The sequence below is a fragment of the Hymenobacter daecheongensis DSM 21074 genome (assembly GCF_900141805.1).
In the GTDB taxonomy this organism is placed as follows: Bacteria; Bacteroidota; Bacteroidia; order Cytophagales; family Hymenobacteraceae; genus Hymenobacter; species Hymenobacter daecheongensis.
Genome location: NZ_FQYN01000001.1, coordinates 190,414 through 202,360, shown reverse-complemented (window position 1 = coordinate 202,360; position 11,947 = coordinate 190,414). Strand labels below are relative to the sequence as shown.

Here is an 11,947-nt window from a genome sequence, read left to right as displayed (position 1 = left end):
TAAAGCAAAGTAGCTGATATAAAGCAGATAACCGTGACTTCGCATTCAAGAAAGGAAAAAAAAGCTGCCGAGCTTTAGCCGGCAGCTTTCAGAGGGCACGAAAAGCAAGTCCCAGTCTTGGCGCAAGGACGCGTTACGCCGCTGCCGTGCCGTTTTCAGCGGTTGCCGCCAATGGCCTTCAGGTCCGGCGACATGGTGAGGCGGGCCAGGTACTGCACCGCATCGGCGTAGCGCATTCGCAACTCCTGGTACTCTTGCCAGGCGGCCTCACGGTCGGCCCGCACCGGCATGGCCGCTTCGCGCAGCTGCTCGTAGGTCTGGAAAAAGTCGCGGCGCGTGGGGTCTTCCACCGGGTTGGCCTCGGTTATCAGGTTGTTGGGCTCGGAGTGGGCGCTGTGCTGAAAGTAGCGGTTGATGCGGTTGATGGCGATGCAGCCGGCCTTGAAGCACAGCTCCATCTGCGGGTCGCGCGGCTGGTCTACGGCGCTGATGATGACGGCCGCGGCATCCAGGATGATGCTGGCCGCCGTAACCCAGGAGCGCCCCGGCTGCGGCGAGCGGAAAAACGACAGAATGGGCAGCGAGGTGTGCGTTTCCTCAATCTCCACAAACCACTCTTCCCACTGCTCCCACTGCGGCCCGTCGTCGGCGAGCGAGCCGGTGCGGTTCAGCCAGATAATCAGCTCGGTAGCAGTGCGGTCGGTGCCGCAGCGCAGCTCCAGCCGCGCCACCACCAGCTCGCGCCGCGTGAAGGCCTGGTACATGGTGGGCAAATACGAAATCAGCAGCGTAGCCAGCAGCAGGCCAAACGTGGCTTCCGAAAAGGTGAAAATGCTGCCAATTGTCGTGGACGCTTTTTCGGAGCCCAGCGTGAGCAGCGAGGTGCTGCTCAGAATGTAGCTATGCAGCAACGAGCCTTCACCCACCGCCCACAAAACGCCCGTGTAGCCCACCGACAGCAAAATCAGCCACACCACGGGCAGCATCACCAGCCCCACCGGCGCATACATAGCCATAATATGGTCGCGCCCGGCGTAGGTTCTTTTCTGGGCCGCCACCACGCTGAAAGCCCGCCGGATGATGGTGAACACCCAGTTATTGATGAGCACCGACTCATTGCGGGGCAGCACAAACGAGCGGATGGCCGCCAATATGGTGCTGAATACCAAAAACGCGCCGCTGCCGAAGGCCAGCACGCGCAGGAGCAAATCGAGCATAACAACAGGCTGAGTAACAGGCAAAGCGCCGGGGCCGTCTTTCTACTGCTATGGCCCGGAATGGTTGGGTTTTGGGCCACCGGGCAAACGCGGGCGGGGCGCTGAACCATCCTGGTCCAGCGCCCCGCCGGTTTTTCGTTATCCTGTCACCCCCTACTCCACCACCAGCTTCCGGGTCAGGGTCTCGGTGGGGGTCTGGCAGCGCAGCGTGTACACGCCCGCGGCCAGGCCGGGCAGCGGTAGCGTGGGTCCCGTGCCGCGCCACACCGGGCGGCCCAGGGCGTCGAGGAGCACCAGCGCGGCCGGGCCCGGGCCCACCACCCGCACCGTGGCGTGGCTGCCGGCAGGGTTGGGGTACACCAGCAGCTGGGTAGCCGCTTCGGCCCCGGCCGCTACCACCGCCACCGGCGAGTAGTGCGCAGTGCCATTCGCATCTACTTGCCGCAGGCGGTAGTACACGAGCGGGGCGGCGTAGCGGGCCAGATTGAGGTCCAGGAACTGGTAGTCGTGGCGCTGGGGGCTGGTGCCGTGGCCCGCTAAGGTGCCGAGGTGCCGGAATGCGTGCCCGTCGGCGGAGGACTCCACTTCGAACCGGTCGTTGTTTACTTCCTGAGCCGTGGCCCAGCGTAGCACCGCGCCCGCGCCCGCCGCTTCGGCCGTGAAGCGCACCAGTTCCACGGGCAGCGGGTTGGCCGAGCTGCCCAGCGTCCAGACCGAGAAGTGCTCGACGCCGGTGGCCGTGATGGTGTTGGCCGAGGCGTCGCGGGCGCTGGACGGCACATTCTGCCAAGGTCCGGCGGTGCCGGTGGTGGAGCGGAAGATGCCCAGGCGGGCTTCCGCAATGCCGTTCAGCTCGGCGTCGGCGTAGCCGATTTCCACCGTCACGCTCAAGCCCGCGTTGGTGGCGGGCACGATGTCGTAATACCGCTTGATGCTTTGGCTGGTGCCCTGCCCGCTGAGGGCCGTGCCCGTGGTGCGCACCACGGTGGTGGTGCCGGGCAGGATGCCGCCGGCGGGCGTCAGGGTCAGGCCCAGGTTGCCGAAGTTGGTGGCGGTGCCGGCCGTGCTCAGGTCTTTGGTTTGCTGCACCCGGCCCGTCACGTAGCTGGTAGCCGACTCGCTCAGGCTGCCCGCGGCGGTGCCCAGGGTGGCGGTGTTGCTGCCGGTACTCAGCACGCCGGTGGTCATCGTCAGGGCGTTGGTGATGGTGGTAGCCGCGCTCAAAGCCACGCCGGCCGCATTGTCCACGGTCAGGCTGGCCACGGTAGGCGGCAGGCCCGTCCCGGTTACCTGCGCGGCCGTGCCGTTGTAGGCGTAAGCCGCATCGGGGCTGAAGCTGCGGGTGGTGCTTTGCACCGAGCCGGTGCTGCCGCTGCTGGTCAAACCGTCGGGGTTAGCCGTTTTCAGGGTGGCCCCGCTGCCGAGCACGAAGCCACCCGCACCGGTGAAAGCGGGCGTGGCGCTGAATATGGCTGTGGCCCCGCTGCCCAGGGTCAGCGTTTTGCCGTTCGAGGCCAGGTTGCCGCTGCCGAAGGTGGCCGTGCCGGTTACGGCCAGGTTGTTGGTCAGCGTGAGGCCGGCGGCGTTGTGGAGGCTGAAGCTGCCCACGGTGGCGGGTAGGCCACTGCCGGTGGTCTGGGCCACGGTGCCGTTGTAGGCGTAGGTAGCGCTGGCGCTCAGGCTGCGGTTGGCCACGGTGGTGCGTAGCGAGCCGGCCGCGGTGCTGCTCACCAGCCCGCTGGCGTGGGCCGTGTACAGGCTGGCCCCGCTGGCCAGCGCGAAGGAGCCGGCACCGGTGAGGTAGGGGTAGCGGCCCAGCCGGACGGTGCCGCCGCTGACCACGGTGAGGGTGCGGCCGCTGCCCAGCGTGAGCGTGCCGCTGCCCACGGTGGTGTTGGTGCTGGGCGTGGCCAGGTCCAGGGTGCCGCTGATGGAGGTGTTCTGGCTCAGCGTCACGCCGGCCGTGTTGTTGACGACGAGCTGGCCGCTGAGGGCCGCGGGCAGGCCGGTGCCGGTGCTCTGGGCGGCGGCCCCGTCGTTTATCTGGACCACGTCGCTGCTATACACGTAGGTAGCCCCGCCGTCGAAGGTGCGGGTGCCGGTGGTTTGCACCGCGCCGGTGGCCCCGCTGCCGCTCAGGCCGGCGGCGTCGTCCAGGGTCAGGCGGGCCCCGCTGGCCAGGCTGAAGGTGCCCGCGCCGCTCACGGTCTGGGTGTTGGGGTCGAGGGTGCCCACGTCGAGGGCGCCGCCACTCTGCACCGTCAGGCTGCCCGTCACGGCCAGGGGCTGCACCAGCACCAGGTTGCCGGTGCCGGTCACGGTCACGTCGGCGAAGCTGCCGCCGGCCAGCACCTTGCTGGTGCTCACCGTCAGGCTGGCGGGCGGCGCATAGGTGGTCACGGTTTCGGTGAGGCTGGCCGTGGCCGTGGTCTGGTCGTTGGTGTAGGGCACGGTGCCGTAGTAGGTGCCCGCGATGGTGTAGGGGTAGGTGCCCTCGTAGAGAGAGTTCAGGGTGCAGAAGTAGGCGTAGGTGCCGGCGGGGTATTCGGGCGTCACGCACCAGCGGCCGTTGCGCCGGTCCAGGTCGCCCAGGTTGGCCACGTACTCGTTGTCTTCCACGAACTTGCCCAGCGGGTGGGTGGTGCTCACGTCGGGGCCGTACTGGCTGGCGCTGAGCACGGTGCCGTCGCTTAGGGTGCGGCGCTGGGTGATGCTGCGCTGGCGGTAGCTGCTCTTCATGCTCTTCACGCCGCCCGTGCCGTCGGTGTTCTTGTAGCCGTAGGTGCCGTACACGGGGTAGCCGTCGAGGGCGTAGCCGATGATGGGCGAGTGGCGGGTGCTGTCGCGCCGGTCGTAGAGGCAGTCGGGGTTGACGTGGGTGTGGTACACGTCCTGCATGTTGGGGTGGCCGTTGCAGGCGTCGAAGCCGATGCCCTCGTTCACCACCGCGTCGGTAAACCACACGCCGTCGCCGTTATTCACCACCGTAGCGGTGCTGGTTTTGTAGGAAGCCGCGTCCTTGGCCGGGTGCATGTTGGTGCCGTTGATCCACACCCCGATGGTGCCGCCCGGAATGCTCACTGGCGTGCCCATGTTGGGCGTGGGCGTGAGCGGCAGGCGGAAGTTGTAGGCGGTGCAGGTCTGGGCCGAGGGCCCGTGGGTGGGCTGCGGAAACCAGGAGTTGGTGGTGGCCGAGCCCTGGCCGCTGGCCGGGGCCAGGTAGTTGAGCGAGTAGCTCGGAATGCGCGGGCACACCAGGTACACGCTCGTGGCCGAGTAGCGCACGCTCGTCACGTTGGCCGCCTGGTTGTTGAAGCCCTTGGCCGCATTCGTGTTCAGCAGCCAGCTCGTGACGATGGGGTTGGTGGCCTGGGCCAGGGCCGCCGCGGGCAGCAGCCCGGCTGCGGCGGTGGCAAGAAGTAGAAGTTTACGCATAAGCAAGTGTTGATTCAAAACGCCATCGGCACCGATGCAAGCCCGCTGGAAGGTGCAGGCTTGCATCGGTGCCGACAGGCCGGCATTAAGGCCGCAGCAGGGCACCGGGCCTTTGGTGGAAGCGGCGGTAGAAGATGCGGGCGAAGTAGGCCACGTCCTCGATGCCCACGGCGAAGGCCACCTCGTCGAGGGTGCGGGCGGTGCCGCTTTGCAGCAGCTCGTGGGCGCGGGTGAGGCGGTGCTCGCGCAGGTAGGCATAGGGGGTCTGGCCGGTCAGCTCGCGGAAGCGGCGGTACAGGCTGCGCTCACTCAGGCCCATGCGGGCGGCGGCCTGGCCCACGGTGAAGGTGGGGTCGGGCACGGCCTGAGCGGTTAGCTGGCGGAATTGTCGGAGCAGGGCCATATCGTCGGCGGGCGGGGCTGGCACGGGAGGCGCGGTGCGGGCCGGCTCAGTGCTGGCCCACTACTATTTTCTCGCTGAAGGCCACACCTTCGCCTTCCACCCACAGGAAATACAGGCCGGCGGCCAGGCCGCGCACGTCGAGCACGGCGGGGCGGCCGACGGCCAGGGCCACGGCCGAGCGCACGGGCTGGCCCAGGCCATCGAGCAGCCAGGCGCGCAGCGCGTGGGGCGCGCTGGCCGGCAGCTCCACGGTCAGCTGCTCCGGGGCGGGGTTGGGGAAGCAGCGCACCGTGAGGCCGATAGCGGCGCGGGCGGCCAGGGGCAGGTAGGTGGTCACGGGCTCGTTCACAGCTACGTGCCCGGAGTTGGGCCCGCCGAAATTGCCCCAATTGGGGGCCACGCCGTAGTAGGTTTTGCCCAGCACGTAGGGGTAGGCACCCTCGTAGAGCGAGTTCAGCGTGACGAAGTAGGCGTAGGTGCCCTGGGGGTATTCGGGCGTCACGCAGAAGCGGCCGTTGCTGGCGTCCAGGTCGCCGCGGCCGGCCACGTACTCGTTGTCTTCCACATACTTGCCGATGGGGTTCTGGGCACTCACCGGCGGGCCGTACTGGCTGGCGCTGAGCACGGTGCCGTCGCTCAGGGTGCGGCGCTGGGTGATGCTGCGCTGGCGGTAGCTGCTCTTCATGCTCTTCACGCCGCCGGTGCCGTTGGCATTGCGGTAGCCGTAGGTGCCGTAGATAGGGTAGCCGTCGAAGGCCCAGCCGATGATGGGCGAGTGGCGGGTGCTGTCGCGGTCGTTGTAGAGGCAGGTGGGGTTGAGGTGGGTGTGGTACTCGTCCTGCATGTTGGGGTGGCCGTTGCAGCGGTCAAAGCCGATGCCCTCGTTCACCACCGCGTCGGTAAACCACACGCCCTGGTTGTTGTAGGAAGCCGCGTCCTGGCCGTTGAACATGGTCACGCCGTTCAGCCACAGCCCCACGTGGTCGGGCGGAATGTTGATGGCTGCGCCGGCATTGGGCTGGGGCACCCGCGGAACCCGGAACGTAAAGCCCTGGGCCACCGGCCCGCGCGTGGGCTGCGGAAACCAAGAGTTGGTGGCCGGTGTGCCCTGGCCGCTGGCCGGGGCCACGTAGCCGGCCGTGTAGCTCGGAATGGCCGAGCAGCTCACGTACACGCTGGTGGTGGAGTACTGCACCCGCTGCACATTGGCCGGCAGGCCGTTGAAGCCGGTGGCCCCGGTGGTGTTCAGCAGCCACGAGGCCAGCTGGGGGTTGGGCTGGGCGTGGGCGGCCGCGGCCAGCAGCAGAAATGTCAGCAGGGAGAAAAGACGAAGGCGCATGGGCTGAAAAAAAAGGGCCGCCCGCACGACGCAGGCAGCCCCAAAACTCCCGGCCGGGGCCGGACTTTTTTGCAAAATCGATTAATAGCGACGGAAACCGGATAGATACCCGGAATTTTCGGACGGCCCCGCCGGCCCCGCCCCGCACGCCTCAGGCCCGCCCGGCCAGGCCCGCCCGGCCAGGGCCGCCGGCCGGGGCCGGCGCGGCCACCGCCCGGCGGCCAGCAGGCCCACGCCCAGGCTCAGCGCGGCCAGCAGCCCGGCGGCGGGCGCGGCCAGGCCCGCCGTGGCCGGGGCGGCGGGGGCGTGCTCCAGGGCCGCGAGGCGGGCATGCAGCTCGGCGTTGTCGCGGCGTAGGGCGGCCAGCTCGGCTTGCTGGCCCTGGGTACGGGCATCGAGGGCCTGCACGCCGGCCAGGGCCACGCCGTCGGCATCTACGGTGCCGATGCTGATGCTGTCGGCTCCCAGCCCGAAGGCGCGGCGGAAGTCCTGGGCCATGGGGCCGAGGTGGCGCACGGTGGCGGGGTCGGCACGGTAGCTCCAGCGCGTGATGGGCACCTGGCGCAGCCGGCGCAGCACGTCTTCGCCCGCCACGGCTTCGAAGCGATGCTTCTTGCGGCGGTCGGAGGCGTTGGTCCAGGTGCCGCCGTTGCTCAGGTAGGCCCCGGTGTGGGTCGAAATCACGTACTGGTAGTTGAACCAACTGGGCGTGTAGCTTCCCGAAGTGGTCGACGTGGCCCCGTCGTGAAAGATGATGCCCTTGGTTTTGTCGGAGGACGTGTAGATGCGGAAGCCGCCCGCTACCCGCCAGTTGGCCGAGTTGTTGTTTGCGGCCCGGAAGGAGTTGGCGTCGGCGCCGGAGTTGCTGTCGTGGACCAGCGAGTTGTCGCTGAACACGAAGCTGCCCTGCCGGGCGTTGGTGTGGGCATCGTTGCCCAGCGCCACCGACGCCGTGCCCGAGGCGGTGCAGTACTGGCCCAGCGCGACGCTGCTGGTTTGGGCGGCTGTGCTGCTGTTGCCCGTCGCGAAGCTGCTATTGCCGGAGGCCCGGCAGTTCTGGCCCAGCGCCACCGAGTAGTTGCCGATGTTGGCATCGTTCCACTGCGTGCCGCTGACGTAGCCGGCGCGGAAGGCGGCACGCTCAGGGTGCCACATCAGGCGGGTGCCTTCGTTCTCGGCCGGCACGTCCCCCCCAGTATCGTTGGTGTTGTAGGTGCCGCCCAGAAACAAGCCGCCCGTGGTTTGCAGCCGCAGGCGGGTGAGCGGCGTGGCGTCGGTGGTCTTGACTTCGATCAGGGCCGGCGAAGCCGTATTCTGGGCCGTGGCGGCCAGGGGCAGCACCAGCAAACCGGCACACAGGCGGGTAAATAAGGTAGACATGGCAGGAGAGAAAAGTCAAAAATACTACGGAAGGCCAAAAAATCCCCCTGATTCTATATAGCATGGGGGCTGGCAACCGAACTTGGCTAGGGGCCAGCGGCCGGGGCGGCAGCGGCTTCCGGCACGTAGTTCAGGCGCGGGTCCTGGAGAAACTGCTTGTCGGTGAGCGTGAACAGAAACAGCAGCAAGGCCCGCTGCTCGGCGGCCGTGAAGGCGGGCGGCTGGCGCAGCTGCGGGGCCAGCGTGGCGCTGGCCCGGATGCCGCCGGCGGTGTAGTGGCGCAGCACCTGGCCCAGGGTACGGAAGCGGCCGTCGTGCATGTAGGGCCCCGAAAACTCGATGTTGCGCAGCGTCGGGATGCGGAACTGGAAGGAGTCGGCGGGCTGGAGGGTGATGCCGGCGCGGCCCGGGTCGCGCAGGTAGGGGTCGGGCGCGAGGCCATTGTTGGCGAAGCCATTGGTGGTGAACAGCGGCTCCTGGTGGCAGCTGGCGCAGTGCTGCCGGAACAGCGCCAGCCCCTGCAGTTCCGGCTCGCTGAACGCCGCGCCCGGCTCGTGGCGCATCACCTGGTCGTAGCGCGAGTTGTAGCTCTGCAACGACACCGTGAACTGGGCCAGGGCCTTCAGCAGCCGTTGCCCGGTCACGGCCGAGTCGCCGAACGCCTGGGCGAAGCGGGCCCGGTAGGCGGGCGCGGCCCGCAGGCGGGCCAGGGCGCCGTCCAGGGTGAAGTCCATCTCGCTGGGGTGGGTGAGCGGGTTCACGGCCTGCACTTCCAGGTTGTTCACGCCCCCGTCCCAGTGGAAAGCGGGAGTCCAGGCCAGGTTCTGGAGCGTGGGCGCGTTGCGCCGCCCGATGCGCCCTTCCACGCCGTGGCTGGTGCGGTGGTCGGCGTGGGTGAAGGCCGTGGCCGGCGAGTGGCAGCTGGCGCAGGAAGTGGAGTAGTCGCGCGACAGGATGGGGTCGTAGAACAGCGCCCGGCCCAGCGCGAAGCCGGCCGGCGTCTGGGGGTTGCGGCGCAGCTCGTAGGCCGGCTTGGGCCAGCCGGCCGGCCGCACGAAGGGCACGAAATCGGCAGGCACGGCGGCCGTGAAGGCCAGCAGGCCCGCGCTCAGTAGCAGCGCGGCCGGGCGCCGCCAGCGGCGGCCGGCCTGCGCCGGGTTTGGCCCTCGGCGGCTCATGGCTGGGTGGCCGGCGCTAGCCGGAACATGGTGGCGTAGCCGTCGGCCAGGGCCTGGGCCGCGGGGCCGGGCACCAGCACCGAGGCGGTTTCGGCGAGGCGCCGGGTGCTCAGCCACTGGCCCACGTCGGCCAGCACGCGCAGGGGGGCGGTGGCCGGGTGACCGGGCGGCACGGGCAGCGTCACACGGCGCAGGCTGGCGCAGGGCCGCTGGTAGCCGCCGACGTGCCACTCGAACTCGTGGCGCGGGCCGGGGCAGGCGGGGCTGCGGCCTTCGAGCTTGGCGTTCACGTAGCCGCTGTGCCAGGCCCAGTACATGCCGCGGCCGGGCTCCAGGTCGCCGCCCTGGGCCCCGGCCACGTTGGCGGCGCTATCCACGCCCACGCTGAAAGTCAGCATCTTGATGGCCTTGCCGGGTGCTTGGGGCAAGGTCAGGCTGAACGTGGCGGTGTCGGCCGCGTCGATGAGGTGGTAGCTGGCCGGCTCGGCGTAGCTGCTGCCGTCCGTGAAGGTCAGGCGCAGGGCCGAGAGGTAGAAGCGGCAGGTGCTGAGGCTGACCGCGCCGTTGTGGGCCGTAGGGTAGGTCTGCGTTTCCAGCACCAGCGGCTGGGAGCCAAACACCGGCTCCACGCGCAGGCGTAGGCCGGCCGGCGGGCCGGGCCGGGCGGGGGAAGCTGCGCCGGTGGCTTCGGCGGGGCGCGGCGGCAGCGCCAGGGCTACGAGCAGTCCGCAGAGCGGTTGGAGAAGAAGCGAAAACGGCATAGCACCCCGAAAATGCCACTGCCCGGCAGCATTCGCGGGTCCGCTCTGCCAGCAGGCACGTTTTTCCGACCAACACGCACAAAACCCGGCCGGCCCTGCCTCTACTCCAGCCACGTTTTCAGAAACTCCCCGAACTCGTCCTTGTACTGCACGCCGATGGGAATGTGAGTTTCCCCAATCTGCACCGCCAGCCGCGACACGGCCTCGATGCAGCTCAGATTGACGATGAAGGAGCGGTGCAGGCGCATGAACTGGCCGGCCGGCAGCTTCTCCTCCAAAGCCCGCAGACTGCTCAGGGTCATCAGCGGCTTCAGCGGGTCGCGGCGGTGGACGCGGGCGTAGTCGCGCAGCCCCTCGATGTAGCACACGTCGGCGAAGCGCACCTTCACCAGCTGGCTTTCCACCTTCAGAATAACCGAGTCGGCAGCCGGTTCCGAGGCCGGGGCGGACGGGGGCACGGCCTGGCGCTGGGCCTTGAGGGCCACCCGCAGAAACTCGTCGTAGCCGAAGGGCTTGAGCAGGTAGTCGAGCGCGTCGAGCCGGTAGCCGTCGAGGGCGTACTGCTGGAAGGCGGTGGTGAACACCAGGCGCGGCGTAGGGCCGCCGGCCGTTTCCAGCAGGCGGGCCAGCTCCAGGCCGGTCAGTTCGGGCATGTGGATGTCGAGGAAGAGCAGGTCTACGGGCTGGGCTTGCAGGGCGTGCAGGGCCTCCAGGGCGTTGGTGTAGCGGCCGGCCAGGCGCAGAAAGGGCGTGCGCTCGATGTAGCCGCACAGGTGGCTCAGGGCCAGGGGCTCGTCGTCTACGGCCAGGCAAGTGAGCGTTTGCATCAGGTGAGGGGCAGAGTGAGGTGAATGGTAAATTCGTCGGTATCCGTATGCTCGGTCACGCGCAGGATGTGGCGGCCGGGATACAGCAGCTCCAGCCGGCGGCGGGTGTTGCTGAGCCCGATGCCGCTGCCCACTGCAAAGCCCGACTGCGGAACCGGAAACACCTGGTTGCGCACCTCGAAGGTCAGCGTGCCGTCGGCGGGGTCTTGGGTCAGCCCGATAAAGATAGTGGCCGGCTGGGTGGTGCTCACGCCGTACTTGAAGGCGTTTTCGACGAAGGGCTGGAGCAGCATGGTGGCCAGCAGGCCGTTGCGCAGGGTTTCGGGGCGCTCGAATACCACCTGCATGTTGGGCGTGAGGCGCAGCTGCATCAGCCCCACGTAGTCGGTCAGAAACTCCACTTCCTGCGAGAGCTGCACCTGGGTTTCGTGGGTTTGGGCCAGCAGGTAGCGCATCAGCCGCGAGAGGCGCAGCAGGGCCTGCCGGGCCTGCTCCACGTCGAGCTCGGTGAGGGCATAAATCGTGTTGAGGGTATTGAAGAAGACGTGGGGGTTGAGCTGAGTGCGCAGGTAGGCCAGCTCGGTTTCCAGCCTGGCCCGCTCGGCCCGCCGCCGTCCCTCGGCCTCGTCGAGCCGGCGCTGGTTGAGCACGTTGAGGGTGCCGGCCCCCAGCACCAGGATGTTCGAGAGCAGCAGAATCATGGCGAAGTCATTCACGCGCCGCAGCGGCCCGCGCCCTCCGCCCGGCCCCATCGGCGCGTCGCCGGGCGTCACGCCCAGCGGCCCCGGCGGCCCCGGCCGGTCGGCGGCGGCATCCGGCCGGGGCCGGCCGTGCTGGCCCAGCGCCCCCCGCGTGAGGCCGATGCCGCTCAGCTGGCTGATGCCGAGCACGGCCGCAATCAGCCCGGCGGCCAGCAGCAGGTAGGCCCCGCCCCGCCCCCGCAGCAGCAGGCGCGGCAGCGCCACGCGGGTGTTCAGAAAGTACAGCCCCACCAGCAGCCCCGACACCAGCAAATGCGCCCCCCACGCGGCCCAGCCGCGCAGCTCGCCGCGCAGCAGCGGCGGCAGCAGCGGCAACAGGGCGGGCAGGGCTACCGTGGCCGCCTGGCTCACGGCGGTGGTCAGGCGCTGCGTGGGTGCAATAGTCATCGGGTGCGAAGAAACGAATTCGCCGCAATGGTAGGCACTGGTGCGGGCTGGCAAGCCGATTTCCACCGACAGCCACGAATTACCGACTAAAACCGGGTAAACGCGGGCGGGGTGATGGGGCATGGTCGCCTTGCTTGCGCCTCCGCCCCCAGAGCCGTTACGTTGTGGTGTCGTCCGCCTTGCGCGTGCCTCATTCCCCAACCCCTTCTCCGAAAAGGAGAAGGGGAGCCACGGAGGCTCGCTCAAAAGGTAGTTTTGG

9 protein-coding genes are annotated in these 11,947 nt (G+C 68.7%); all 9 read right to left on the bottom strand.

Going from position 1 to position 11,947, the window contains the following annotated elements; all coding sequences use genetic code 11:
* Positions 1-155: 155 nt before the first annotated feature.
* The 9 genes from BUB62_RS00870 to BUB62_RS00830 all read right to left on the bottom strand — a co-directional run bounded on the left by BUB62_RS00870 (position 156) and on the right by BUB62_RS00830 (position 11,811).
* Positions 156-1,217 (bottom strand): hypothetical protein, encoded by a 1,062-nt coding sequence (locus BUB62_RS00870; protein WP_073104985.1) that lies wholly within the window; start codon positions 1,215-1,217, stop codon positions 156-158.
* A 153-nt stretch (positions 1,218-1,370) separates the two neighbouring features.
* Complete coding sequence (locus BUB62_RS00865; protein WP_073104983.1) at positions 1,371-4,652, bottom strand: YHYH protein; 3,282 nt, start codon at positions 4,650-4,652, stop codon at positions 1,371-1,373.
* 85 nt (positions 4,653-4,737) lie between these two features.
* The gene (locus BUB62_RS00860; protein WP_159437379.1) at positions 4,738-5,055 is read right to left on the bottom strand and encodes a helix-turn-helix domain-containing protein; all 318 of its coding nucleotides are present in this window, start codon (positions 5,053-5,055) and stop codon (positions 4,738-4,740) included.
* Positions 5,056-5,101: 46 nt separating this feature from the next.
* Positions 5,102-6,394, bottom strand: coding sequence for a YHYH protein (locus BUB62_RS00855; RefSeq protein ID WP_073104978.1), 1,293 nt, complete (start codon positions 6,392-6,394; stop codon positions 5,102-5,104).
* An 81-nt stretch (positions 6,395-6,475) separates the two neighbouring features.
* Positions 6,476-7,774: a tail fiber domain-containing protein gene (locus BUB62_RS00850; RefSeq protein WP_073104976.1), complete on the bottom strand. Its 1,299-nt coding sequence runs from the start codon at positions 7,772-7,774 to the stop codon at positions 6,476-6,478.
* Between the two features lie 86 nt (positions 7,775-7,860).
* On the bottom strand, positions 7,861-8,952 hold the full coding sequence (locus tag BUB62_RS00845) for a cytochrome-c peroxidase (protein ID WP_073104973.1): 1,092 nt from the start codon (positions 8,950-8,952) through the stop codon (positions 7,861-7,863).
* On the bottom strand, positions 8,949-9,713 hold the full coding sequence (locus BUB62_RS00840) for an MbnP family protein (RefSeq protein WP_073104971.1): 765 nt from the start codon (positions 9,711-9,713) through the stop codon (positions 8,949-8,951). Before BUB62_RS00840 ends, BUB62_RS00845 begins: the two co-directional genes overlap by 4 nt.
* A 101-nt stretch (positions 9,714-9,814) precedes the next feature.
* A complete protein-coding gene (locus tag BUB62_RS00835; RefSeq protein ID WP_073104969.1) occupies positions 9,815-10,540 on the bottom strand; it encodes a LytR/AlgR family response regulator transcription factor in 726 nt (241 codons plus the stop codon).
* Positions 10,540-11,811: a sensor histidine kinase gene (locus BUB62_RS00830; RefSeq protein WP_143163971.1), complete on the bottom strand. Its 1,272-nt coding sequence runs from the start codon at positions 11,809-11,811 to the stop codon at positions 10,540-10,542. The genes BUB62_RS00835 and BUB62_RS00830 overlap by 1 nt, the downstream gene beginning before the upstream one ends.
* Positions 11,812-11,947: the final 136 nt, after the last annotated feature.